Genomic DNA, 22,238 nt, shown 5'->3' on the forward strand with positions numbered 1-22,238 from the left:
CGGGAGACGTCACCGACATGAGCACTCCCCGTAAGAAAGTGGTCGTCTTCGACTACGGCTTCGGCAACGTCCGCTCCGCCGAGCGCGCCCTCGCGCGCGCGGGAGCCGACGTCGAGATCACCCGTGACTACGACACGGCCATGGGCGCCGACGGCCTGCTCGTCCCCGGCGTCGGCGCCTTCGCCGCCTGCATGCAGGGGCTCAAGGCGGCGCGCGGCGACTGGATCGTCGGGCGCAGGCTGGCCGGCGGGCGGCCCGTCATGGGCATCTGCGTCGGCATGCAGATCCTCTTCGCACGCGGCATCGAGCACGGCGTGGAGACCGAGGGCCTCGACGAGTGGCCCGGCACGGTCGCGCCGCTGAAGGCCGAGATCGTCCCGCACATGGGCTGGAACACCGTCCAGGCCTCCGCCGGATCCCCGCTCTTCAAGGGCCTGGACGACGACGCGCGCTTCTACTTCGTGCACTCCTACGCCGTGCACGACTGGTCCCTCGAAGTGGCGAACCCCGCGATGCGCGCCCCGTACGTGCACTGGTCCACGCACGGCGAGCCCTTCGTGGCGGCCGTCGAGAACGGCGCGCTGAGCGCTACCCAGTTCCACCCCGAGAAGTCCGGCGACGCCGGCGCCCAGCTCCTCACCAACTGGATCGGAACCCTGTGAGCACCCTCGAACTCCTTCCCGCCGTCGACGTCCGCGACGGCCAGGCCGTACGCCTCGTCCACGGCGAGTCCGGCTCGGAGACCTCCTACGGCTCCCCGCTGGAGGCCGCCCTCGCCTGGCAGCGGTCGGGCGCCGAGTGGCTGCACCTGGTCGACCTGGACGCGGCGTTCGGCACCGGCGACAACCGCGAGCTGATCGCTGAGGTCGCCGGCGCCATGGACATCAAGGTCGAGCTGTCCGGCGGCATCCGCGACGACGCCTCGCTGGCCGCCGCCCTCGCCACCGGCTGCACCCGCGTCAACCTCGGCACCGCCGCCCTGGAGACCCCCGAGTGGGTCGCCAAGGTCATCGCCGAGCACGGCGACAAGATCGCGGTCGGCCTCGACGTGCGCGGCACCACGCTGCGCGGCCGCGGCTGGACCCGCGACGGCGGCGACCTCTACGAGACCCTGGCGCGCCTCGACACCGAGGGCTGCGCCCGCTACGTGGTCACCGACATCGCCAAGGACGGCACCCTCCAGGGCCCCAACCTGGAGCTCCTGAGGAACGTCTGCGCGGCGACGGACCGCCCCGTGGTGGCCTCCGGCGGCGTCTCGTCCCTGGACGACCTGCGCGCCATCGCCGAGCTCGTCCCGCTCGGCGTCGAGGGCGCCATCGTGGGCAAGGCGCTGTACGCGAAGGCGTTCACGCTGGAGGAAGCGCTGGAGGCCGTGGCGCGATGAGCGAGCTGCGACGAGTGCAGAGCGGCAGCCCCTGGGAAGAGGCCTTCGGCTTCGCCCGCGCCGTCGAGGCGGGCGACCGGGTCGTCGTCGGCGGCACCACCTCCTTCAAGGGCGACGTCCTGTACGGCGAGGGCGACCCCTACGAGCAGGCGCGGGTCGCCATGGGCAGCGCGCTGGAGGCGATCGGCGAGCTCGGGTACGGACCCGAGACCGTCATCCGCACCCGCCTGCTCCTGACCCACGCGCGGGACGTCGACGCGGTGGGCCGGGCCCACCAGGAGGTCTTCGGCGCGGTGCGGCCGGTCATGACCATGGCGGTCGTCTCCGGCTTCGTCGACTCGCGCATCCTGGTCGAAGTCGAACTGGAAGCCTTCCGAGGAGCCCCCGCATGACGCTCGCGGTACGCGTGATCCCCTGCCTGGACGTGGACAACGGCCGGGTCGTCAAGGGGGTCAACTTCCAGAACCTGCGCGACGCGGGCGACCCCGTCGAGATGGCCAAGGTGTACGACGCGGAGGGCGCCGACGAGCTGACCTTCCTGGACATCACCGCCTCCTCCGGCGACCGCGAGACCACGTACGACGTGGTCCGCCGCACCGCCGAGCAGGTCTTCATCCCGCTCACGGTGGGCGGCGGCGTGCGCACCGCCGAGGACGTCGACAAGCTGCTGCGCGCGGGCGCGGACAAGGTCGGCGTCAACACCGCGGCCATCGCGCGCCCCGAGCTGATCCGCGAGATCGCGGAGCGGTTCGGGCGCCAGGTGCTCGTGCTCTCCGTGGACGCGCGGCGCACCCCGTCGGGTGGCTTCGAGGTGACGACCCACGGCGGGCGCAGGTCCGCCGGGATCGACGCGGTGGAGTGGGCGCACCGCGCGGCCGAGCTGGGCGCGGGCGAGATCCTGCTCAACTCGATGGACGCGGACGGCACGAAGGACGGCTACGACATCGAGATGATCGAGGCGGTCCGGAAGCACGTCTCGGTGCCGGTGATCGCCTCCGGTGGCGCGGGCCGCCTGGAGCACTTCCCGCCGGCCGTCGCGGCGGGCGCGGACGCGGTGCTCGCCGCGTCGGTCTTCCACTTCGGTGATCTGCGGATCGGCGAGGTCAAGGAGACGCTGCGGGAGGCGGGACACCCGGTGCGGTAGCCCTGCCGTCCCTGCCATCGGCCTGTGGGCCCCGGTCACCCTGTGGTGGCCGGGGCCTTCTCCGTGTCCGATGCGCATCAGAAGCGAAAGGAAAGTTGCGCAAAATCAATTGCGCAAAAATAGTTGTGCAACTTTTCTTTCGTACCTACCGTGGAGGCATGGAGAACCGCCGCCGGATCACGGACCTCGACACCCTCAAGGCCTTCGGCCACCCCTTGCGGATGAAGCTGTACAGCACGCTGCGTGTGGGCGGCCCCGCCACCGCCTCGCAGCTCGCCGCGCAGGTCGACGAGGCGGTCTCGCTGGTCAGCTACCACCTGCGCAAGCTCGCCGAGCCCGGCCTCATCGAGGAGGCCGCGACGCAGAGCGCGGACGCGCGGGAGCGGTGGTGGCAGGCCGCGCAGGACACGCTGAGCTTCCGCCACGAGGACTTCAAGGACACACCGGAGGGCGCGGCTACGCACGCCTCCGTCATCCGCGCCCTCCTCGCGCACCACAGGGACCAGTACGAGACCTACCTCGACCAGCAGGCGGCATGGGGCCCCGAGTGGCGCAGGGCGGCCGACCAGTCGGACTTCCTCGCCCGCCTCAACCCCGCCGAACTCACCGCCCTGAACGCCGAGATCAGCCACCTGATCAAGGCCTACGAGGAGCGCGGCAAGGCCGCCGAGGCCGCCGGGGACACCGAGGGCCGCGAACACGTCGCCGTACACCTGGCCAGCTTCCCGTTCCGGATCTGAGGGAGGACGGATGACCGCCGCGACCTCCACGCCCGCGCCGCCGACGGCGGGCGACCGCCCCGCCCACCGCGACGCCAACGTCCTGCGCTGGCTGGGCGCCTACACCACGTCGATGGTCGGCGACGGCATCTACTTCGTCGCCCTCTCCTGGGCCGCGGCCCGCGGCGGCAGCCCCGGCCAGGCGGGCCTGGTCCTCGCCGTCGGCGCCGTCCCGCGCGCCGTCCTCATGCTCGGCGGGGGAGTCGTCGCCGACCGGTTCGGGCCGCGCCGCGTCGTCATCGGCAGCGACGCGGTCCGCTGCGCGGTGATCCTCACGGCCGCCGCGCTGCTGCTGCTCGCCTCGCCGGGGATCTGGCTGCTCGCCGGCCTCGCCCTGGTCTTCGGCGCGGTCGACGCGCTCTTCCTGCCGAGCGTGGGCGCGCTGCCGCCGCGCCTCACGGCGCCCGGCCAGCTGGGCCGCGTCCAGGGCATGCGGGGGCTAGCGCAGCGGGTCGCCACGGTGGTCGCCGCGCCGCTGGGCGGTCTCGCCGTGGCGCTCGGCGGACCGGCCGCCGCGTTCGGCGCCGCGGGCGTCCTCTTCGCCCTCTCCCTCGTGCTGCTGGTCGCCGTACGGCTGCGCCCGCTGCCCGCCGACGACGCGGCGGTACGCGGCGGCCCGGCCCTGCGCGAACTCGCCGACGGGCTGCGCTACATCCGCGGCCACCGCGTCCTCGCCCCGCTGACGCTGGTGGCGGCGGTGACGGAGCTCGGCTTCGCGGGGCCCGCCAACATCGGCCTGGTGCTCCTCGCCGACGAGCGCGGCTGGGGCGCCTCGGGGATGGGGTGGATCATCGCGGGCTTCGGCACCGGCGCCGGGCTCGCGGCCCTGCTGCTCGCCGTGCGCGGGCGGATACCCCGGGCCGGCGCGGTGCAGGCCGCCGGCATCGTCGTCGGCGCGGCCGCCCTCGCGGGCATCGGCTTCGCGCCCTCGGTCGCGGTGGCCACGGCGGCCGGGCTCTGCGTGGGGCTGTGCACCGGCCTCGGCGGCGCCCTGCTCGCGGCGCTCGCCCAGACCTGCACCGACCCGGCCTACCTGGGCCGCGTCACCTCCGTCGTCACCCTCTTCACCATGGGCGTCGCGCCGCTGTGCTACCCGGTCGTCGGCGCGGCGATCGGGATGTGGGGCCTGGAGCCGGTGTTCACGGCCTGCGCGGCGCTGAGCGCCGCCGGCGGCGTCATCGGACTCTGCTCAGGCCCCCTGCGCCGCGCCGAACTGCCCCGCTGAGCGGGGGAGCGTCACAGCCCCAGCTGCTTCGTCTCGTGCAGCGTCGCGATCGCGGTCTTGTCGCCGTCCAGCTCGACATCGGCGACCTCCTGCCTGCCGTACGCGAACAGCAGCAGCTCCGCCGGCTCACCCGTGACCGTCACCACCGGCGTCCCCCGGTGCGCCACCGCGGTCTGGCCGTCCGGACGGCGCAGCACCAGGCCCACCGGCGCCTTGCGGCCCAGCAGGCGGGCCGAGCGCTCCAGACGGGACCACAGGGCGTCCGAGAAGACCGGGTCGAGCTCGCGCGGCGTCCAGCCGGACCGCGCGCGGCGCACGTCCTCGGTGTGGATGTAGAACTCCACGGCGTTCGCCGCCTCGTCGATCTGCTTGAGCGAGAAGGGCGAGAAGCGCGGCGGTCCGGTCCTGATGAGCTGGATCAGCTCCTCGTACGGCTTCGCGGCGAACTCGTCCTGCACCCGTTCCAGGCGTCCCGCCAGCTGCTTGATCAGCAGACCGCCCGCCGCGTCCGCGCGGCGCTCGCGCACCACCACGTGCGCGGCCAGATCCCGCGTCTTCCAGCCCTCGCAGAGAGTCGGTGCCGCGGGGCCCTCCGCCTCCAACAGATCGGCGAGGAGAAGTCGTTCACGCTTCGCATGGGTCGACATGTCTGCCAGCCTACGACCGCGCCGCCGGTCCGCACAGTGGACGGCCGCGGGAAGGGTCCCGGCAGGGCGGCACAATGGGCCCATGACCAGCGTTCCGCCGCCCAGCAGCAACCTCGCACCGGACATCGCCGCGCGCCTCAAGCGCAGCGCCGACGGACTCGTGCCCGCCATCGCCCAGCAGTACGACACCGGTGAGGTGCTGATGCTCGGCTGGATGGACGACGAGGCGCTGCACCGCACCCTCACCACGGGCCGCTGCACCTACTGGTCGCGCAGCCGCCAGGAGTACTGGGTCAAGGGCGACACCTCCGGCCACTTCCAGTACGTCAAGGAGGTGGCGCTCGACTGCGACGCGGACACCGTCCTCGTCCAGGTCGACCAGGTCGGCCCCGCCTGCCACACCGGCACCCGCACCTGCTTCGACACCGACGTGCTGCCCGTGCTGCCCGTGCCCGGCGCGGACGCGCCCGGTCAGTAGGGTCTGCTGCCATGGACCTCGAGACCTTCCGCAAGCTGGCGGCCGACCGCCGCGTGATCCCCGTCAGCCGCAAGCTCCTCGCGGACGGCGACACCCCCGTGGGCCTCTACCGCAAGCTCGCCGCCGAGCGCCCCGGCACCTTCCTCCTGGAGTCCGCGGAGAACGGCCGCTCCTGGTCCCGCTACTCCTTCGTCGGCGTCCGCAGCGCCGCCACCCTCACGGTCCGCGACGGCGAGGCGCACTGGCTCGGCACCCCGCCGGTCGGCGTGCCCACCTCCGGCGACCCGCTCGCCGCGCTGCGCGCCACCGTCGGCATACTGCACACCCCGCGCGACCTGGTCAGCGCCGACCAGCTGCCGCCCTTCACCGGCGGCATGGTCGGCTACCTCGGCTACGACATCGTGCGCCGCCTGGAGAAGATCGGCCCCGGCGACCGGGACGACCTGCGCCTCCCCGAGCTGACCATGCTCCTCACCAGCGATCTCGCCGTCCTCGACCACTGGGACGGCTCGGTCCTGCTGATCGCCAACGCGATCAACCACAACGACCTGGAGACCGGCGTCGACGAGGCCCACGCCGACGCCGTCGCCCGCCTCGACGCCATGGAGGCCGACCTCTCCCGGCCGCTCTCCCAGCCCCCGGCCGCCCTGCCGCCCTCCGAGCTCCCCGAGTACACCGCCCTGTGGGGCGGCCCCCAGTACCAGGAGGCCGTCGAGGACATCAAGGAACGCATCCGGGCCGGCGAGGCCTTCCAGGTCGTGCCCTCGCAGCGCTTCGAGACCCCGTGCACCGCGAGCGCCCTCGACGTCTACCGCGTGCTGCGGGCCACCAACCCCTCGCCGTACATGTACCTGTTCCGCCTCGACGGGTTCGACGTGGTCGGCTCGTCGCCCGAGGCGCTCGTCAAGGTCGAGGACGGGCGGGCCATGGTCCACCCCATCGCCGGGACCCGGCACCGCGGCGCCACCCCGCAGGAGGACCAGGCGCTCGCCGACGAACTGCTCGCCGACCCCAAGGAGCGCGCCGAGCACCTGATGCTCGTCGACCTCGGCCGCAACGACCTGGGCCGGGTCTGCGAGCCCGGCTCCGTCGAGGTCGTCGACTTCATGTCGATCGAGAAGTACTCGCACGTCATGCACATCGTGTCGACGGTCACCGGCCGGGTCGCCGAGGGCCGCACCGCCTTCGACGTGCTCACCGCCTGCTTCCCGGCCGGCACCCTCTCCGGGGCACCCAAGCCGCGCGCCATGCAGATCATCGACGAGCTGGAGCCGTCCCGGCGCGGCCTGTACGGCGGCTGCGTCGGCTACCTCGACTTCGCGGGCGACTCCGACACCGCCATCGCCATCCGCACCGCCCTGCTCCGCGACGGCACGGCGTACGTGCAGGCCGGGGCCGGGGTCGTCGCCGACTCCGACCCCGTCGCCGAGGACACCGAGTGCCGGAACAAGGCCGCCGCGGTGCTGCGCGCCATCCACACCGCGAACCGGCTGCACGACAGTTCGGGCCGTGAGGGATAGTGGACGGGTGACTTCTGCCGTACCTCCGCCCCGTACCGAGGCCCAAGCCGAGAGCCCGGCCCAGCGCAGCAGCAGGCGCAGTATCGCCGCCGCGCTGCTGCTCGGCGCCCTCGGCGCCGCCCTCGCGCTGCTCGCCTCCCGCCAGGACTGGGCCCACGGCACCGCGTCGGTGGCCGGCGGTGACCTGCCGCTGACCGCCAAGGGCAGCGACGTCACCGGCGTGCCCGCGGCCCTCGCCATAGTCGCCCTCGCCGCGCTCGTCGCGGTCTTCGCGGTCCGCCGCACCGGCCGGATCCTGGTCTCCCTGCTGCTGACGCTCAGCGGCGGCGGCATCGTGGCCGCCGCGCTGCTCGGCGCGCGGGACAGCTCCGCCCTCGACGAGAAGGCCGCCACCGCCGCCGGCGACGCCGCCGCCACCATCCACGGCCTCGGCCACACCGGCTGGCCGTACGCGGCCGCCGCCGCGGGCGCGCTGCTCCTGCTCGCCGGGCTGCTCGCGCTCACCTACGGCCGGTCCTGGCCCGCCATGTCGGGACGGTACGAACGCGACGGCACACCGAGCCCCCGCAAGGCCCGCCGCGCCGTCGACCCCGAGCGGCCCGAGGAGCTGTGGAAGGCCCTCGACCGCGGCGAGGACCCCACCCGCGGTTCCTGACCGGCGAGCGCCGCGCCACGGGCGACGCGCACGGCGGACCCCGCGCTCACGGCATACGCGCGCGTACGGGACAATGACCGGGAGCGTACGACTCGTGGTGGGCTTCCCACTCACCACCACGCAAACAGCAACGAGGAGCTATTCATGTCGGGCAGCAGCCACGGACACACCCCGGCCGCCTGGACCGGTGTCATCATCGCCTTCGTCGGTTTCTGCGTCGCCGGTGCCTTCATGGTGATGGCCAACGTTCCCGGCTTCTGGGCCGGCATGGCGCTCATCGTCATCGGCGGCCTCGTGGGCGGCGCCATGCGCATGGCGGGCCTGGGCGCCGAGAAGCGCACGCCGAGCCGGGCCGTGAGCTCCGAGAGCTGACCTCGCCGAACGACAGGAGGCGGACCGGCGGGTGCCGGGGCCGCCTCTTTCGTGTGTCCGGCCCGGCCGCCGGGCGACCCGCCCGGGCGCGCGGCACAATGCACGGGTGACCGCCGAACCCGGGAGCGCCGCGCCCGCCGCCCTGACCCGCCTGCTCGTGCCGGCCGGCCTGCTCGCCGCGGTCGCCGGCGCCTTCGCCTACGTCGGCGCCGTCGACCCGAACGAACCCGGCCACTACCCGGCCTGCCCCCTGCTGCGCCTCACCGGCATCTACTGCCCGGGCTGCGGCGGCCTGCGCAGCGCCCACGCCGTGGTCCACGGCGACCTCGCGGCGGCCCTCGGCGCCAACGCGCTCGCCGTCGCCGGGTACGGCCTCTTCGCCGTGGTGTGGACCGTGTGGGCGGTCAGGACGGTCCGCGGGCGGCCCGTGCGGATCGAGTTGGGTCCGGTCACCCTGTGGGGCTTCGGTGTCCTGGTGACGCTCTTCACCCTCGTACGCAATCTGCCGTTCGGGTCATGGCTGCATCCCTGAAACCGCAGGCCGCACGGGTGAGCGCTGTCCAGGTCGTGGGACGGGCGTCAACCGGATGCGAGGGCTTCGCCCTCGTGCGGATACCATCGCAGTGACCAGCTTGAACGTCAGCTCAACCGTCAGGAAGGGGGCCGCTCGCGTGAGTGTGCTCGACGAGATCATCGACGGAGTCCGTGCCGACCTCGCGGAGCGGCAGGCGCGCGTCAGCCTCGACGAGCTCAAGGAGCGCGCGGCCAAGGCTCCCGCCGCCAAGGACGGCGCGGCGGCCCTGCGCGGCGACGGCGTCAAGGTCATCTGCGAGGTGAAGCGCTCCAGCCCCTCCAAGGGCGCGCTCGCCGCGATCGCCGACCCGGCGGGACTCGCCGCCGACTACGAGGCGGGCGGCGCCGCCGTCATCTCCGTGCTCACCGAGGAGCGCCGCTTCGGCGGCTCGCTCGCCGACCTGGAGGCCGTCCGGGCCAAGGTCGACATCCCGGTGCTCCGCAAGGACTTCATCGTCACCTCGTACCAGCTGTGGGAGGCCAGGGCGTACGGCGCCGACCTCGCGCTGCTGATCGTGGCCGCCCTGGAGCAGCCCGCCCTGGAGTCGCTCATCGAGCGCGCCGAGTCGATCGGCCTCACGCCGATCGTCGAGGTGCACGACGAGGACGAGGCCGAGCGTGCCGTGGACGCGGGCGCCCGGGTGATCGGTGTGAACGCCCGTGACCTGAAGACCCTCAAGGTCGACCGCTCCACCTTCGCGCGCATCGCGCCCGAGCTGCCCGACAACGTCGTCAAGATCGCCGAGTCCGGCGTGCGCGGCCCGCACGACCTGATCGCGTACGCCAACGAGGGCGCCGACGCGGTGCTCGTCGGCGAGTCCCTGGTCACCGGCGGCAACCCGAAGGCCGCGGTCTCCGACCTGGTCGCCGCGGGCGCCCACCCGGCGCTGCGGCACGGACGGAGCTGACCCTCCCCGATGACCGCCTTCGCCCGCCTCGCCCCCGGCTGCCGCCCCCGCGGCTGCCGGGCGCCCGCGCGGCGCGTGCGGGGCCGACGGGTGCGGTACCACATCGGATCCGAGCCGGGCCAGATCCCGGGTATGCGATGGCGACGGCGCCCTGAGCGCCGCCCGAGCTGAGGAGCGCCCCTTCAGGGGCGCGGGGGAACTGCGCGATCGGCCCACTGCGGGCCGCGGTCGCGACTCCACCGTGACCAGCCACGGCGCCAGGGCGTATGTACGTCAAACGTCAACGTCAACGCCAACGCGAGGACCGCGCATGCCCAGCGAGTACTTCATCCCCGACCCCGAGGGTCGAGTCCCCAGCGCCGAAGGGTACTTCGGCGCGTTCGGCGGCACGTTCATCCCGGAGGCCCTCGTCGCCGCCGTGGACGAGGTCGCCGTCGAGTACGACAAGGCCAAGAACGACCCCGAGTTCGCCCGCGAGCTCGACGACCTCCTGGTCAACTACACCGGCCGCCCCAGCAGTCTCACCGAGGTGCCCCGTTTCGCCGAACACGCGGGCGGCGCCCGGGTGTTCCTCAAGCGCGAGGATCTCAACCACACCGGCTCGCACAAGATCAACAACGTGCTCGGCCAGGCCCTGCTCACCAAGCGGATGGGCAAGACCCGGGTCATCGCCGAGACCGGCGCGGGCCAGCACGGCGTCGCCACCGCCACCGCGTGCGCGCTCTTCGGCCTCGAATGCACCATCTACATGGGCGAGATCGACACCGAGCGCCAGGCCCTGAACGTGGCCCGGATGCGCATGCTCGGCGCCGAGGTCATCGCCGTGAAGTCCGGCAGCCGCACCCTGAAGGACGCCATCAACGAGGCGTTCCGCGACTGGGTCGCCAACGTGGACCGCACGCACTACCTCTTCGGCACTGTCGCGGGACCGCACCCCTTCCCGGCCATGGTCCGCGACTTCCACCGGGTCATCGGCGTCGAGGCCCGGCGGCAGATCCTGGAGCGCGCGGGACGGCTGCCCGACGCCGCCGTGGCCTGCGTCGGCGGTGGCTCCAACGCCATCGGCCTCTTCCACGCCTTCATCCCGGACGCCGGTGTCCGTCTCATCGGCTGCGAGCCCGCCGGACACGGCGTGGAGACCGGCGAGCACGCGGCCACGCTGACCGCGGGCGAGCCCGGCATCCTGCACGGCTCCCGCAGTTACGTGCTCCAGGACGAGGAGGGCCAGATCACCGAGCCCTACTCGATCTCGGCCGGACTCGACTACCCCGGCATCGGCCCCGAGCACGCCTACCTCAAGGACAGCGGCCGCGGCGAGTACCGCGCGGTCACCGACGACGCCGCGATGCAGGCGCTGCGCCTGCTGTCGCGCACCGAGGGCATCATCCCGGCCATCGAGAGCGCCCACGCGCTGGCCGGCGCGCTCGACGTCGGCAAGGAGCTCGGCAAGGACGGCCTGATCGTCGTCAACCTCTCCGGGCGCGGCGACAAGGACATGGACACGGCCGCCCGCTACTTCGGCCTGTACGACACCGACGCCGCCGTCGAGGCGGACGCCGCGGCCACCGCGGAGATCGAGGGGGACGCCAAGTGAGCGGCAACATCAGGCTGTTGGACGAGACGCTCGCCGGCGCCCGGGCCGAGGGCCGCGCCGCCCTCATCGCCTACCTGCCCGCGGGATTCCCCACCGTCGACGGCGGCATCGCGGCCGTCAAGGCGGTCTTCGACGGCGGCGCGGACGTGGTCGAGGTCGGCCTCCCGCACTCCGACCCGGTCCTCGACGGCCCCGTCATCCAGACCGCCGACGACATCGCGCTCAAGGCGGGGCTCAAGATCGCCGACGTGATGCGCACGGTCCGTGAGGCGTACGAGGCGACCGGCAAGCCGGTGCTCGTCATGACGTACTGGAACCCGGTCGACCGCTACGGCGTGGAGCGGTTCACCGCCGAGCTCGCCGAGGCGGGCGGCGCGGGCTGCATCCTGCCCGACCTGCCCGTCCAGGAGTCCGCGCTCTGGAGGGAGCACGCCGACAAGCACGACCTGGCGACGATCTTCGTGGTCGCGCCGAGCAGCAAGGACGAGCGGCTCGCCACCATCACCGCGGCGGGCTCCGGCTTCGTCTACGCGGCGTCCCTGATGGGCGTCACGGGCACCCGCGCGTCCGTCGGCGAGCAGGCCCAGGACCTGGTGCGGCGTACCAAGGCCACCACCGACCTGCCGGTCTGCGTCGGCCTCGGCGTCTCCAACGCCCGCCAGGCCGCCGAGGTCGCGGGCTTCGCCGACGGCGTGATCGTCGGCTCCGCGTTCGTGCAGCGGATGCTCGACGCGGCGGACGAGGCCGCGGGCCTGGCCGCCGTGCGCGCCCTCGCCGGTGACCTCGCGAACGGCGTACGCGGGACGTCGTAACCCGTACGGGTGGATATGGGACCGGGGAGGCACGCTCGTGCCTCCCCGGTTCGTTGGCGGGGTGTGAGCGAGAAGAACCGTGAGGAAAAGCGATCGGCCCGCGTGCGGCTGGCGGAAGAGCGAGAGCGGCAGAAGGCCCGCGACAAGCAGCGCCGTGCGCTGATCGTCGGGGCCGCCGTGGTCGGGGTCCTTGGCCTGGCCGCCGTGGTGGGGCTGCTCGCCGCGGGCTCGGGTGACGACAAGAGCGACTCGGCGGGCCCGTTGGCCGTCCCGAAGGGGGCGACCGGCAAGGACCGGCTGGCCCTGCCGGCCGGCAAGGACGACGCCAAGTCGACCCTCACCGTGTGGGAGGACTTCCGCTGCCCGGCCTGCAAGGGATTCGAGGACGGCTTCCGCTCGACGATCCACGAGCTCACCGACAAGGGGCAGCTCAAGGTCGAGTACCACCTGGCCACCCTCATCGACAGGAACCTCCGCGGCAGCGGCTCGCTGCGCGCGGCGAACGCCGCGGCCTGCGCCCAGGACGCCGGCAAGTTCCCGCCGTACCACGACGTGCTCTACAAGAACCAGCCCGCGGAGACGGACGACGCGTTCAGCAAGAACGACAAGTTGATCGAGCTCGCCGGGCAGGTCGACGGCCTCGACACCGCCACCTTCAGGAAGTGCGTCGAGGACGGCAAGCACGACAGCTGGGTGCAGAAGTCCAACCAGGCGTTCCAGGACGCCAAGTTGCAGGGCACGCCCACCGTGCGCCTCGACGGCAAGGACATCTTCGGCGACCAGAGCAACCCGCTGACGCCCCAGAAGCTGAAGAAGATGGTGGAAGAGGCGAACCGGAGCTGACGCCCGGGCGGGGCGGCGGGGGCGGCATCCGGAGGCGAGGCGGCGTTCCTGTTATGGATACGTAGCCGGACCGGTTGCCGCCCCCGAGGCCCGGCACGGTAGCGTCGGACGCGTCATGGACCTTGCCTTCATTCCCAGTCCGTCGCGCGGTGTGGTCGAACTCGGACCCATCCCGTTGCGCGGCTATGCGTTCTGCATCATCATCGGCGTCTTCGTGGCCGTCTGGCTCGGCAACAAGCGGTGGATCGACCGCGGGGGCCGTGCGGGCACCGTGGCCGACATCGCCGTGTGGGCCGTGCCGTTCGGCCTCGTGGGCGGGCGCCTCTACCACGTGATCACGGACTACCAGCTGTACTTCAGCGACGGCCGTGACTGGGTGGACGCCTTCAAGATCTGGGAGGGCGGCCTCGGCATCTGGGGAGCGATCGCGCTCGGCGCGGTCGGCGCGTGGATCGGCTGCCGCCGCCGCGGCATCCCGCTGCCCGCCTGGGCCGACGCGCTGGCCCCCGGCATCGCCCTCGCGCAGGCCATCGGCCGCTGGGGCAACTGGTTCAACCAGGAGCTGTACGGCAAGCCCACGGACCTGCCCTGGGCACTGAAGATCACGTCGGCGGAGGACGGCCGGGTCCCCGGCACCTACCACCCCACCTTCCTGTACGAGTCGCTGTGGTGCATCGGCGTCGCCGCCCTGGTCATCTGGGCCGACCGCCGCTTCAAGCTGGGCCACGGCCGGGCGTTCGCGCTGTACGTCGCCTCGTACTGCGCCGGGCGCGGCTGGATCGAGTACATGCGGGTCGACGACGCGCACCACGTGCTCGGTCTGCGGCTGAACGTGTGGACCGCCATCGTGGTGTTCCTCCTCGCGGTCGTCTACCTGGTGCTGTCCGCGAAGACCCGCCCCGGCCGCGAGGAGATCGTGGAGCCGGGCGCGGACGCGGATGCGGATCCCTCCGGCGACGGTGACGCTGACGGTGAGGGTGCCTCCGCGGCGCCCGCGAAGCCCGGCGCCGACGGTGAGGCGAAGAGCGAGGCGAAGAGCGCGGGCAAGAGCGAGGCCAAGTCCGCCGACAAGAGCTGAGACGTCGGTCGTACGTCGAGAGGCCCCGGATCCTGTGATCCGGGGCCTCTCGTGCGTACGGCCCGCGCCGTCACCTCCTGCGTGCCAGCGCCAGGATCCGCCGCGCGCCCTCCACCACCGCCGCGTCCACGAAGCGGCCGTCCGGCAGGGCCAGCGCGCCCTCGTCCGTCGCGGCCGCCTTGGTGATCTCCTCCGCCGTCTCGATCTCCTGGGCGGTGGGCAGATAGGCCCGCTCGATCACCGGCAGCTGGCGCGGGTGGATCGCCGCGCGGCCGAGGAAACCGAGGGCACGGCCCCGGGCGCAGGAGGCGGCGAGGCCGTCCAGGTCGCGGATGTCCGGATGGACCGACTGGGCGGGCGGGGCCAGGCCCGCGGCGCGCGCGGCGACCACCACGCGGGAGCGAGCCCAGTCCAGGCCCGCGTCCTCGCGCACCCCGAGGTCGGCGCGGAGGTCGGCCTCGCCGAGGGAGATGCCGTGCAGCGCCGGGTGCGCGGTGGCGATGGCGAAGGCGTGCTCCAGGCCGAGCGCCGACTCCAGGAGGGCGTGCAGGGCGGGGGCGCCGCCGCCGGAGGGGGCCGCCCGGTCGGCGACGCGGACGATCTCCGCGCGCGAGGTGACCTTGGGCAGGCGCAGGCCCGCCACGCCCGCCAGCGCGGCGACGGCCCGCAGGTCGGCCTCGGCCAGCGGGCCGTCCAGGGCGTTCACGCGGACGTGGACGGGGAGCGGCTGGGGGTCGGTGAGGAGCTCGGCGGTCGCGGCCCGCGCGTACTCCTTGCGGTCGGGGGCGACCGCGTCCTCCAGGTCGACGATCACCGCGTCGGCGCCCGCGTGCAGGGCCTTGGCGACCACCTCGGGCCGGTCCCCGGGGACGTACAGCCAGGTCAGGGGGGAGTGAGCGGTCACAGGGCGCCCTCCTCGCGCAGGGTGGTGATCTCCCGTTCGGTCAGGCCGAGTTCGGTCAGGACGGCGTCGGTGTCGGCGCCGTGCGGGCGGCCCGCCCAGTGGATCGCGCCCGGGGTCGCGGAGAGCCGGAAGAGGACGTTCTGCATGCGCAGCGGGCCGAGTTCCGGGTCGTCGACCGTGGTGAGGGTGTTCAGGGCGGCGTACTGGGGGTCGGTCATGACGTCGGTGACGTCCTGGACGGGGGCGACCGCGGCCTCCGCCTTCTCGAAGGCCTCGACGACCTCGTCCCGGGAGTGCCGGGCGATCCAGGCGCCGACCGCGCCGTCGAGGACGTCCGCGTGCGCCGCGCGGTCCGCGCCCGTCGCGAACCACGGCTCGGAGATCAATTCGGGGCGGCCCACCAGGTGCATCACGCGTTCCGCGATGGACTGGGCCGAGGTGGAGACGGCGACCCACTTGCCGTCCGCCGTGCGGTAGGTGTTGCGGGGCGCGTTGTTGGTGGAGCGGTTGCCGGTGCGCGGCTGAACGTGGCCCAGCTGGTCGTACCAGAGCGGCTGGGGGCCGAGGACCGTGAGGATCGGCTCGATGATCGCCATGTCCACCACCTGGCCCTCGCCCGTGCGGTCACGGGCCGCGAGCGCCGTCATCACCGCGTACGCCGTCGCCAGGCCCGCGATGGAGTCGGCGAGGCCGAACGGCGGCAGCGTCGGGGGGCCGTCCGGCTCGCCGGTGACCGCGGCGAAACCGCTCATCGCCTCGGCGAGCGTGCCGAAGCCGGGGCGGCGGGAGTACGGCCCGAACTGGCCGAAGCCGGTGACGCGGGCCAGCACCAGCCGAGGGTTGACCGCGCTCAGCTCCGGCCAGCCGAGGTCCCATTTCTCCAGGGTGCCGGGGCGGAAGTTCTCCACGATCACGTCGGCGGTCGCGGCCAGGCGCAGCAGGGTGTTGCGGCCGCCCGGGGCCGACAGGTCGCAGGTCATCGTGCGCTTGTTGCGGCCGAGCAGCTTCCACCACAGGCCGACGCCGTCCTTCGACGGGCCGTGGCCGCGGGAGGGGTCGGGGCGCGTGGGGTGCTCGACCTTGATGACCTCCGCGCCGAAGTCGCCGAGCATCGTGGCGGCGAGGGGGCCCGCGAAGAGCGTGGCGAGGTCGAGGACGCGGATGCCGGTGAGGGGGGCCGTCCCGGCGTCCTTCGCGGTGTGTGTGGCATCGGTCATGGGTGGTACGCCTCCCGGGTGGCGGTGGCGGTGGCGGTGGCGGTGGCGGTGGCGGTGGCCGGGGCGGTGGTGGCCAGGTCGGTGGTGATCTCCGCGAGCGTGTCGAAGCCGATGCCGTTGAAGTCGCCGACGGATGTGGCGAGCCGGTTCTTCAGCGGCGCCGTCCACTGTTCGGGGAGCCGGTCGGGGTGGCCGGCGAGGAGTCCCGCCACCGAGCCCGCCGTCGCGCCGTTGGAGTCGGTGTCCCAGCCGCCGGAGACGGCGCGCGTGATGGAGCCCGTGAAGTCGCCGTCGGCGTGGGTGAGGGCGGCGGCGACGAGGGCGGCGTTGGGGACGACGTGCACCCAGTGGTGGGTGGCGTACGTCGCGTGGAGGTGGTCCACGACGTCGTCGAACTCGGGTGTGGACGACGCCAGTTGAATGCCGAGGCGGACGGCGTCGGCGATCCGGCAGTCGGCCGGTACGGCGGCGAGTCCGGCGCGCAGGCAGTGATGGACGTCCACGTCCCCGGCCGCCGCCTCGGCGATGGTGGCGGCCACGAACATCGCGCCGTACACGCCGTTGTCCGTGTGGGTCAGGGTGGCGTCGCGGCGGGCCTGCTCGGCGGCCGCGCCGGGCGCACCGGGGTTGGTCCAGCCGTGCACGTCGGCGCGGATGAGGGCGCCGATCCACTCGCGGAAGGGGTTGTGGCGGGTGGCGGTGTGCGGGGGTTCGAGCCCGTGCAGGAGATTGCGGTAGGCGACGCGTTCGGCGGTGAAGGTGCGGCCCGCGGGGAGTTCGTCGAGCCAGAGCCGCGCCACGTCCGCGGTGGTGAAGGACTTTCCGTGCCGCCGCAGCAGAAGCAGGTTCAGGAGCGGGTAGTTGAGGTCGTCGTCCTCGGGCATCCCGTCGATGTTCTCGGCGAGGGAGGTGGCGGCGGAGCGCCGGTTCCAGGGGTACGCGTCCCGGAGCTCGGGCGGGACGCCGCGCTCGGTGAACCAGGTGGTCAGCGGCCAGTTGCCGGTGGCGTCGGCGAGCCGGCGGATACCGTCCAGCGGGAGCTTCTCGACGGGCTTGCCCAGCAGGCAGCCCGCGGCCCGGCCCAGCCAGGCGGCGTGCAGCCGGTGGCGCAGGCCGGCCACCCGGTACGGACGGCGCGGCCCCAGGTCGCCGCGCGCCACTACACCCTGCGGGGCCGGCGGGGGCGTCAGCTCGTCGAGCAACTGCTCGGCCAGGGCGCGCAGTCGGGCCGGGACGGGGCCCGGGGAGGCGCCCGCGGTGGGCGGCGCCGGATGGCCGCCCGCCGCGAGCCAGCGGGCGCGCACCGAGGTGACGCAGCGGCCCTCCTGCTCCGCCTGGCGGAGTTCGTGGCCGATCAGGTCCTCCGGCTGGACCCAGGTGAGCCGGATCATCGCGCGGCCGTCAGCGACGCGAACGCGGACTCGTGCGCCCGGCGGCGGCGCACGTCACGGGCGAAGACCTCCTCGGCCACCGAGGCGAGCTCCGTCGCCGGGCCGTGCAGGTCGAGGCGGGAGGCCTCGGCGACCTGCCCGGCCCACTCGGCGGGCACCGCCGCCGCGCCGCGCAGGGCGCCCACGAGCGCGCCGCTCATCGTGGCGATGGAGTCGCAGTCACGCCCGTAGTTGACCGAACCGAGCACCGTGCGGCGGTAGTCGCCCGCGCCCACCAGCAGCATGCCGAGGGCGACGGGCAGCTCCTCGATGGTGTGCAGACGGGACGGGCGGCGGGCACCGAGGGAGGGGGAGCGGTAGTCGGGGCCGACCGTGTCGAAGGGGGCGACGGCGGCCCGGACGGGAGCCAGCGCCGCCTCGAACTCGGTGTGCTTCGCGGCGACTTCGGCCACCGCCTCGATCGCGGCGCGTGTGCCGTCCTTCGCCAGGGCGAGACAGGCGTCGATCACGGAGGTGGGGGTCGCGCCGGGCGTGCAGGCCGACGCCACCGCCGCGGCGAAGACGGCCGCGGCCTCGCGCCCGTACGAGGACTGGTGGGCGCCCGCGATGTCGAGGGCCTCGGTGTAAGCGCCGTACGGGTGGGCCGCGTTGACCAGGCCGACCGGCGCCATGTACATCGCGGCGCCGCAGTTGACGATGTTGCCGGTGCCCGCCTCGCGCGGGTCGACGTGGCCGTAGTGGAGGCGGGCGACGAGCCACTTCTCGGCCAGGAAGATCCGGTGCAGGACAAGCGCCTCGGCCTCCAGCTCCGGGATCCAGCGCGGGTTCGTCATCAGGTCGGGTACGAGGTGGTCGGCCACGGCGTAGGCGTCGAGGTGGTCGCGGACGGTGGCGTACACGCGGATCAGGGCGTGGGTCATCAAGGTGTCGTCGGTGACGTGCCCGTCGCCCTTGTGGTACGGGGCGATGGGGCGGGCGGTGCGCCAGCGGTCGCCGTTCCAGGGGCCGACGATGCCGTGGACGCGGCCGCCGTGGCGCTCGGCGATCTGCTCGGGCGCGTATCCCTCGACGGGTCCGCCGAGCGCGTCGCCGACGGCGGCGCCGACGAGGCTGCCGGTGATGCGGTCGGCGAGGGGCGGGTCAGTGGGGGGAGCGGGCCGGGCCGCGGGTGTCGTGGACGTGTTCGGGGTTCCGGGTGCTGTCGTCGTCATGTCGGTGTCGTCCCTCCGGTGTGGTCGGTTCGGTGCGGGCCGGGGGCTCCGTGTCCGCCAGATGTCGGGCGAGTTCCACCAGGTCGGTGCCGGCGAGGCGGGGGAGCGCGCAGCCGGAGAGGGTGCGGCAGGCCTCGCGCCAGGCCTCGGGGATCGCGGCCGCGGTACCGAGGACGCCGGTGAGGGCGCCGGCGAGCGCGGGCGCGGAGTCGGCGACGCGCGAGAGGCACGCGGCGGCCGGCACCGCATCGGCGATGCGGCCGCGGGCCGCGGTGGTCAGGGCGAGGGCGACCGGGACGGTCTCGGCGGCGGCGATGCCGTAGCTGTAGACGTGGTCGACGATCTGGTGCTCCAGGAGCGGTACGAGGGCGAAGGCGCCGTCGTCCGCCTGGGCGCGGGCCATCTTCACGGCGTGCCGGGCGTTCCTGCCGATCTCCGTGTGCTCGGGGAGCTGGTCGAGGGCGGCGTCCACCGCGGTGTCGACGTCGGGGTCGGCGAGGGCGACGGCGATCGCCGCGGCCATCGCGCGGGCGCCGTGCGTGCCGTCGCCGTCCTGGGTGTAGCGGGCGTCGAACTCGGCCAGGTCGGCGGCCAGTCGGGGGTCGCCGGGGTGGACGAGGGCCAGGACGCAGGCGCGTACGCAGGCCGCGTCGTCGAAGTAGTGCGGGTTGTCGTGGCCGGTGGCGGGCGGGCGCAGGCCGGTGGCGAGGTTGCCGAGGCCCGCGCGTACGGAGATGCGGGCGCGCAGGGGGAGGACGGCGGACTCGACCTCGGGGGCGCGGGCCGCGGCGGCGGCGATCTCGGCGGCGAGGGTGTTCCAGGCGAGGTCCAGGGCGGCGCGGACGCGGCGGTCCGCGGACAGGTGCGGCTCCAGGGTGCCGTCCGCTGCGCGGAGCAGGGACTCGGCGGTGAACGCGGCCCATTCGGCGTCGTCGGAGGGGCCGAGGCGCAGGGGTTCGGGGGGCTGGTTCAGGGCGATGGGGACGGGGAGGGTGGTGGTGGCGTTCTGCTCGGCGAAGGTGTCGAGTTCGCGGGTGAGGCGTCGGGTCCACTCGGGCATGCGGGCCGCTCGGTGCCGGGCGGCGGGCCACCCGGCGGCGTCGCCCGCGGCGAGCCCCAGGAGGAGTCCTTCGGCGGGGGAACCCTGACCCGTAGCGGGGGCCGCCGGGGAAGGGTGGCTGCCCAGGGTGGGGACGGGGGCAGGGGCAGCGGTACCTGCGGTGCTGGGCGGTGCGGGGTGAACGGGTGGGTGGGTGGGAGTGCTCCGCCGCGAAGCGGCGGGGCTGGGGGTGCTGGACGCGGCAGGGCTGGGGGCCCTGGACGTGGCGGCTGCGGCGGAGGTGCCGGGGGGCGACGCGGGGCGGGGGGACGCCTCGTCGGGGGTCACGTGTCCTCCCCCGCGGGCGTCAGGAGGTCGGCCACGTCAAGGACGTGGTGCCCCCGCATGGAGGGCAGGCAACTGCCCCGTGCCGGTCCGATCACCGCCGACCAGGGCGGGGGAATCGCCGAGACGCCACACGTGGCGCCGGACAACGCCCCGGCCACCGCCGCCGTCGTATCCGCGTCCCGCCCCATGTTCACCGCCGTGAGCACCGCGCAGCGAAAGTCCCCGCGCGCCACCGCGTACGCGCCGAACGCCAGGCCCACCGCCTCCGGCGCGAGGTCCGTCCAGGGGTAGCCGCCGATGACCACCGCGGAGCGGACCGCCCGTTCGCCGTCGTGCGCGACCGCAACCGCGCGCCGCAGGGAGCGGGCCGTCCAGCAGTCGTCCGGGATGACGGAGAGGGCCGCCGTCACCACGGCGTCCACCCGCGCCCCCGCCATCGCCGCCGCGACGCCCGCGGCCACCGCCCGGCCGCCGTAGATGCCCTCGCCGTCGTGGCTGACGGAGCCGTCGACGGCGACCAGGCGGGCCGCCTCGTCCGGCCGGCCGGCTGCGAAGACCCCGAACGGGGCGGCCCGCATCGCCAGGCCGTCGCTCCACGCGTGCCGGTGCTGGGCGGAGATGGGGGCGGCGAGACCCCGGCGCAGGTTCTCCAGGGTGCCGCGCTCGCTGAAGCCCGCACCACGGAACGGGCCCTCGTCGAGGTCGGCGATCCACTCGTGCCAGGCCGTCTCGACGTGCGCGACCGTCAGCGCGGAGCCGTGCCGGGCGAGCAGCAGCCCGGAGAAGATCGCGTACTCGGTGTCGTCGGTGCCGGCCGGGTTCTCGGCCACGTACCCCGTGATGCGGCCCCAACGGCGGCGGATCTCGGACGGTTTCATGTTCTCGGCGGGAGCGCCGAGCGCGTCGCCGACCGCGAGGCCGAGGAGCGCGCCGCGCGCCCGCTCGCGGAGGTCGTCGGCGTCGCCGGGGACCGGGACCGAGGGAACGCATGCGGTGGACGCCATGCCGTGCCTCCCTTGTGCGCGCGGGGCGCGGAAGTGTGCGGACCGCTGGATGCGGTGCTTGGTGCATCCCTGCCACGCGGGGCGCTCAGAAGAGCATGAAGGGGCTCAGATCACCCCTTCGCCCACTTCGACGGGGTGCTCCGAGTCGTCGGCCGGCGCCCCGCGCGCGGCGCGTTTTCGCAGGTAAGTACGGCCTTCCTTGCTGGCGGCAGATTTTTTTCGCGCGTACTTTCGAGATCGTCCGACCACGCACGAGGGGGCTCACCATGGCGATCATCGAGACCGAAGCGACGCTGCACGAGGCGCACCGCGACAACCACACCCACCGCGACGTGAACGGCGGCTGGCTGCGACCCGCGGTCTTCGGGGCGATGGACGGCCTTGTCTCCAACCTGGCTCTGATGACCGGTGTGGCGGGCGGCGCCGTCTCGCGCGAGACCATCGTCATCACCGGCCTGGCGGGCCTCGCCGCCGGCGCCTTCTCCATGGCGGCGGGCGAGTACACCTCCGTGGCCTCGCAGCGCGAGCTCGTCGAGGCGGAACTGGACGTCGAGCGCCGCGAGTTGCGCAAGCACCCCGCAGACGAGGAGCGCGAGCTCGCCGAGCTGTACGCCTCGCGCGGCGTCGAGCCCGAGCTGGCCCGCGAGGTCGCCCGGCAGCTCTCCAAGGACCCCGAGCAGGCGCTGGAGATCCACGCCCGCGAGGAGCTCGGCATCGACCCGGGCGACCTGCCCTCGCCGACCGTCGCCGCCGTGTCGTCCTTCGGTTCGTTCGCCCTCGGCGCCCTGCTGCCGGTGCTGCCGTATCTGCTGGGCGCCACCGTGCTGTGGCCCGCCCTGCTGCTCGCGCTGATCGGCCTCTTCGCCTGCGGTGCGGTGGTGGCGAAGGTGACCGCGCGCTCCTGGTGGTTCAGCGGTCTGCGGCAGCTCGCGCTGGGTGGCGCGGCGGCCGGTGTGACGTACGCCCTGGGCAGTCTGTTCGATACGGCCGTAGGATGAGCCGCTGCAGTCATATGCGAGACCTTGCATAAGTAGCCGTTACCTGGCGGTTTCGAACCCGTGATCACGGGGCATGAGCCGTAAGCGCTGCGGGCAATGAGGCCCGTGTCGCTT

The 22,238-nt window shown here is 73.8% G+C and carries 25 protein-coding genes; 18 read left to right on the top strand and 7 right to left on the bottom strand.

All coding sequences use genetic code 11. From position 1 onward, the window contains the following. Positions 1-17 precede the first annotated feature (17 nt). The 6 genes from hisH to ACZ6B8_RS29585 all read left to right on the top strand — a co-directional run bounded on the left by hisH (position 18) and on the right by ACZ6B8_RS29585 (position 4,532). Positions 18-662 (top strand): imidazole glycerol phosphate synthase subunit HisH, encoded by a 645-nt coding sequence (gene hisH / locus ACZ6B8_RS29560; RefSeq protein WP_471075525.1) that lies wholly within the window; start codon positions 18-20, stop codon positions 660-662. After that, the gene (gene priA / locus ACZ6B8_RS29565) at positions 659-1,384 is read left to right on the top strand and encodes a bifunctional 1-(5-phosphoribosyl)-5-((5-phosphoribosylamino)methylideneamino)imidazole-4-carboxamide isomerase/phosphoribosylanthranilate isomerase PriA (RefSeq protein WP_471075528.1); all 726 of its coding nucleotides are present in this window, start codon (positions 659-661) and stop codon (positions 1,382-1,384) included. Before hisH ends, priA begins: the two co-directional genes overlap by 4 nt. Further along, positions 1,381-1,776 (top strand): RidA family protein, encoded by a 396-nt coding sequence (locus ACZ6B8_RS29570; RefSeq protein WP_471075531.1) that lies wholly within the window; start codon positions 1,381-1,383, stop codon positions 1,774-1,776. Before priA ends, ACZ6B8_RS29570 begins: the two co-directional genes overlap by 4 nt. Beyond that, positions 1,773-2,528 carry an imidazole glycerol phosphate synthase subunit HisF gene (gene hisF, locus ACZ6B8_RS29575; RefSeq protein WP_471075533.1) on the top strand — a complete coding sequence of 252 codons (756 nt, stop codon included), beginning with the start codon at positions 1,773-1,775 and terminating at the stop codon, positions 2,526-2,528. The genes ACZ6B8_RS29570 and hisF overlap by 4 nt, the downstream gene beginning before the upstream one ends. Before the next feature lie 158 nt (positions 2,529-2,686). Continuing rightward, positions 2,687-3,268, top strand: coding sequence for an ArsR/SmtB family transcription factor (locus ACZ6B8_RS29580; protein WP_471609214.1), 582 nt, complete (start codon positions 2,687-2,689; stop codon positions 3,266-3,268). 10 nt (positions 3,269-3,278) lie between these two features. Beyond that, on the top strand, positions 3,279-4,532 hold the full coding sequence (locus ACZ6B8_RS29585) for an MFS transporter (RefSeq protein WP_471609215.1): 1,254 nt from the start codon (positions 3,279-3,281) through the stop codon (positions 4,530-4,532). An 11-nt stretch (positions 4,533-4,543) separates the two neighbouring features. On the opposite strand, the gene ACZ6B8_RS29590 is transcribed toward ACZ6B8_RS29585, so the two are convergent. Next, positions 4,544-5,179 carry a TIGR03085 family metal-binding protein gene (locus tag ACZ6B8_RS29590; protein WP_471075542.1) on the bottom strand — a complete coding sequence of 212 codons (636 nt, stop codon included), beginning with the start codon at positions 5,177-5,179 and terminating at the stop codon, positions 4,544-4,546. Positions 5,180-5,261: 82 nt separating this feature from the next. Between ACZ6B8_RS29590 and hisI the strand changes: the two genes are divergently transcribed. The 11 genes from hisI (at position 5,262) to lgt (ending at position 14,012) form a co-directional block, all read left to right on the top strand. Then, positions 5,262-5,657: a phosphoribosyl-AMP cyclohydrolase gene (gene hisI, locus ACZ6B8_RS29595; protein ID WP_471075545.1), complete on the top strand. Its 396-nt coding sequence runs from the start codon at positions 5,262-5,264 to the stop codon at positions 5,655-5,657. Positions 5,658-5,668: 11 nt separating this feature from the next. Further along, positions 5,669-7,177: an anthranilate synthase component I gene (locus ACZ6B8_RS29600; RefSeq protein WP_471075548.1), complete on the top strand. Its 1,509-nt coding sequence runs from the start codon at positions 5,669-5,671 to the stop codon at positions 7,175-7,177. A 7-nt stretch (positions 7,178-7,184) separates the two neighbouring features. Next, entirely contained in the window at positions 7,185-7,832 is a 648-nt protein-coding gene (locus ACZ6B8_RS29605; RefSeq protein ID WP_471075550.1) for a TIGR02234 family membrane protein, read from the top strand. 144 nt (positions 7,833-7,976) lie between these two features. Continuing rightward, positions 7,977-8,204 carry an HGxxPAAW family protein gene (locus ACZ6B8_RS29610; protein ID WP_471075553.1) on the top strand — a complete coding sequence of 76 codons (228 nt, stop codon included), beginning with the start codon at positions 7,977-7,979 and terminating at the stop codon, positions 8,202-8,204. A 106-nt stretch (positions 8,205-8,310) separates the two neighbouring features. Next, positions 8,311-8,736 (top strand): DUF2752 domain-containing protein, encoded by a 426-nt coding sequence (locus tag ACZ6B8_RS29615; protein WP_471609216.1) that lies wholly within the window; start codon positions 8,311-8,313, stop codon positions 8,734-8,736. Positions 8,737-8,875: 139 nt separating this feature from the next. After that, on the top strand, positions 8,876-9,685 hold the full coding sequence (gene trpC, locus ACZ6B8_RS29620; RefSeq protein WP_471075559.1) for an indole-3-glycerol phosphate synthase TrpC: 810 nt from the start codon (positions 8,876-8,878) through the stop codon (positions 9,683-9,685). A gap of 9 nt (positions 9,686-9,694) precedes the next feature. Continuing rightward, entirely contained in the window at positions 9,695-9,856 is a 162-nt protein-coding gene (gene trpM / locus ACZ6B8_RS29625) for a tryptophan biosynthesis modulator TrpM (RefSeq protein ID WP_471075562.1), read from the top strand. Between the two features lie 139 nt (positions 9,857-9,995). Further along, the gene (gene trpB, locus ACZ6B8_RS29630; RefSeq protein ID WP_471075565.1) at positions 9,996-11,279 is read left to right on the top strand and encodes a tryptophan synthase subunit beta; all 1,284 of its coding nucleotides are present in this window, start codon (positions 9,996-9,998) and stop codon (positions 11,277-11,279) included. Next, positions 11,276-12,091, top strand: coding sequence for a tryptophan synthase subunit alpha (gene trpA / locus ACZ6B8_RS29635; protein ID WP_471075568.1), 816 nt, complete (start codon positions 11,276-11,278; stop codon positions 12,089-12,091). Before trpB ends, trpA begins: the two co-directional genes overlap by 4 nt. A gap of 63 nt (positions 12,092-12,154) precedes the next feature. After that, positions 12,155-12,934, top strand: coding sequence for a DsbA family protein (locus ACZ6B8_RS29640; protein WP_471609217.1), 780 nt, complete (start codon positions 12,155-12,157; stop codon positions 12,932-12,934). Between the two features lie 115 nt (positions 12,935-13,049). Continuing rightward, a complete protein-coding gene (lgt, locus tag ACZ6B8_RS29645; RefSeq protein ID WP_471075574.1) occupies positions 13,050-14,012 on the top strand; it encodes a prolipoprotein diacylglyceryl transferase in 963 nt (320 codons plus the stop codon). A 70-nt stretch (positions 14,013-14,082) separates the two neighbouring features. Here the strand turns inward: lgt and ACZ6B8_RS29650 are convergent, their stop codons facing one another. From ACZ6B8_RS29650 to ACZ6B8_RS29675, 6 genes are read right to left on the bottom strand one after another with little or no spacing between them, the layout of a single operon-like run. Then, a complete protein-coding gene (locus tag ACZ6B8_RS29650) occupies positions 14,083-14,916 on the bottom strand; it encodes an HpcH/HpaI aldolase/citrate lyase family protein (protein ID WP_471075577.1) in 834 nt (277 codons plus the stop codon). Further along, positions 14,913-16,133: a CaiB/BaiF CoA transferase family protein gene (locus ACZ6B8_RS29655; RefSeq protein WP_471609218.1), complete on the bottom strand. Its 1,221-nt coding sequence runs from the start codon at positions 16,131-16,133 to the stop codon at positions 14,913-14,915. The genes ACZ6B8_RS29650 and ACZ6B8_RS29655 overlap by 4 nt, the downstream gene beginning before the upstream one ends. Continuing rightward, positions 16,130-17,524, bottom strand: a complete 1,395-nt coding sequence (locus ACZ6B8_RS29660) for an ADP-ribosylglycohydrolase family protein (RefSeq protein WP_471609219.1) — start codon at positions 17,522-17,524, stop codon at positions 16,130-16,132. The genes ACZ6B8_RS29655 and ACZ6B8_RS29660 overlap by 4 nt, the downstream gene beginning before the upstream one ends. Then, on the bottom strand, positions 17,521-18,735 hold the full coding sequence (locus ACZ6B8_RS29665) for an ADP-ribosylglycohydrolase family protein (protein WP_471609220.1): 1,215 nt from the start codon (positions 18,733-18,735) through the stop codon (positions 17,521-17,523). The genes ACZ6B8_RS29660 and ACZ6B8_RS29665 overlap by 4 nt, the downstream gene beginning before the upstream one ends. Continuing rightward, positions 18,665-20,122 (bottom strand): ADP-ribosylglycohydrolase family protein, encoded by a 1,458-nt coding sequence (locus ACZ6B8_RS29670; protein WP_471609221.1) that lies wholly within the window; start codon positions 20,120-20,122, stop codon positions 18,665-18,667. The genes ACZ6B8_RS29665 and ACZ6B8_RS29670 overlap by 71 nt, the downstream gene beginning before the upstream one ends. Continuing rightward, positions 20,119-21,126 (bottom strand): ADP-ribosylglycohydrolase family protein, encoded by a 1,008-nt coding sequence (locus ACZ6B8_RS29675; protein ID WP_471609222.1) that lies wholly within the window; start codon positions 21,124-21,126, stop codon positions 20,119-20,121. The genes ACZ6B8_RS29670 and ACZ6B8_RS29675 overlap by 4 nt, the downstream gene beginning before the upstream one ends. Before the next feature lie 266 nt (positions 21,127-21,392). Between ACZ6B8_RS29675 and ACZ6B8_RS29680 the strand changes: the two genes are divergently transcribed. Beyond that, positions 21,393-22,124 (top strand): VIT1/CCC1 transporter family protein, encoded by a 732-nt coding sequence (locus tag ACZ6B8_RS29680; protein WP_471075592.1) that lies wholly within the window; start codon positions 21,393-21,395, stop codon positions 22,122-22,124. The last annotated feature ends 114 nt before the right edge of the window (positions 22,125-22,238 follow it).

The organism is Streptomyces sp. NPDC041122 (assembly GCF_055592445.1).

What these genes read in the sequence shown, in the direction of transcription:
- hisH (WP_471075525.1), top strand. Translation starts at nt 18, where the DNA reads ATGAGCACTCCCCGTAAGAAAGTGGTCGTCTTCGACTACGGCTTCGGC.
- ACZ6B8_RS29570 (WP_471075531.1), top strand. Translation starts at nt 1,381, where the DNA reads ATGAGCGAGCTGCGACGAGTGCAGAGCGGCAGCCCCTGGGAAGAGGCC.
- hisF (WP_471075533.1), top strand. Translation starts at nt 1,773, where the DNA reads ATGACGCTCGCGGTACGCGTGATCCCCTGCCTGGACGTGGACAACGGC.
- ACZ6B8_RS29580 (WP_471609214.1), top strand. Translation starts at nt 2,687, where the DNA reads ATGGAGAACCGCCGCCGGATCACGGACCTCGACACCCTCAAGGCCTTC.
- ACZ6B8_RS29585 (WP_471609215.1), top strand. Translation starts at nt 3,279, where the DNA reads ATGACCGCCGCGACCTCCACGCCCGCGCCGCCGACGGCGGGCGACCGC.
- ACZ6B8_RS29590 (WP_471075542.1), bottom strand. Translation starts at nt 5,179, where the DNA reads ATGTCGACCCATGCGAAGCGTGAACGACTTCTCCTCGCCGATCTGTTG.
- hisI (WP_471075545.1), top strand. Translation starts at nt 5,262, where the DNA reads ATGACCAGCGTTCCGCCGCCCAGCAGCAACCTCGCACCGGACATCGCC.
- ACZ6B8_RS29600 (WP_471075548.1), top strand. Translation starts at nt 5,669, where the DNA reads ATGGACCTCGAGACCTTCCGCAAGCTGGCGGCCGACCGCCGCGTGATC.
- ACZ6B8_RS29610 (WP_471075553.1), top strand. Translation starts at nt 7,977, where the DNA reads ATGTCGGGCAGCAGCCACGGACACACCCCGGCCGCCTGGACCGGTGTC.
- trpM (WP_471075562.1), top strand. Translation starts at nt 9,695, where the DNA reads ATGACCGCCTTCGCCCGCCTCGCCCCCGGCTGCCGCCCCCGCGGCTGC.
- trpB (WP_471075565.1), top strand. Translation starts at nt 9,996, where the DNA reads ATGCCCAGCGAGTACTTCATCCCCGACCCCGAGGGTCGAGTCCCCAGC.
- lgt (WP_471075574.1), top strand. Translation starts at nt 13,050, where the DNA reads ATGGACCTTGCCTTCATTCCCAGTCCGTCGCGCGGTGTGGTCGAACTC.
- ACZ6B8_RS29655 (WP_471609218.1), bottom strand. Translation starts at nt 16,133, where the DNA reads ATGACCGATGCCACACACACCGCGAAGGACGCCGGGACGGCCCCCCTC.
- ACZ6B8_RS29660 (WP_471609219.1), bottom strand. Translation starts at nt 17,524, where the DNA reads ATGATCCGGCTCACCTGGGTCCAGCCGGAGGACCTGATCGGCCACGAA.
- ACZ6B8_RS29665 (WP_471609220.1), bottom strand. Translation starts at nt 18,735, where the DNA reads ATGACGACGACAGCACCCGGAACCCCGAACACGTCCACGACACCCGCG.
- ACZ6B8_RS29675 (WP_471609222.1), bottom strand. Translation starts at nt 21,126, where the DNA reads ATGGCGTCCACCGCATGCGTTCCCTCGGTCCCGGTCCCCGGCGACGCC.
- ACZ6B8_RS29680 (WP_471075592.1), top strand. Translation starts at nt 21,393, where the DNA reads ATGGCGATCATCGAGACCGAAGCGACGCTGCACGAGGCGCACCGCGAC.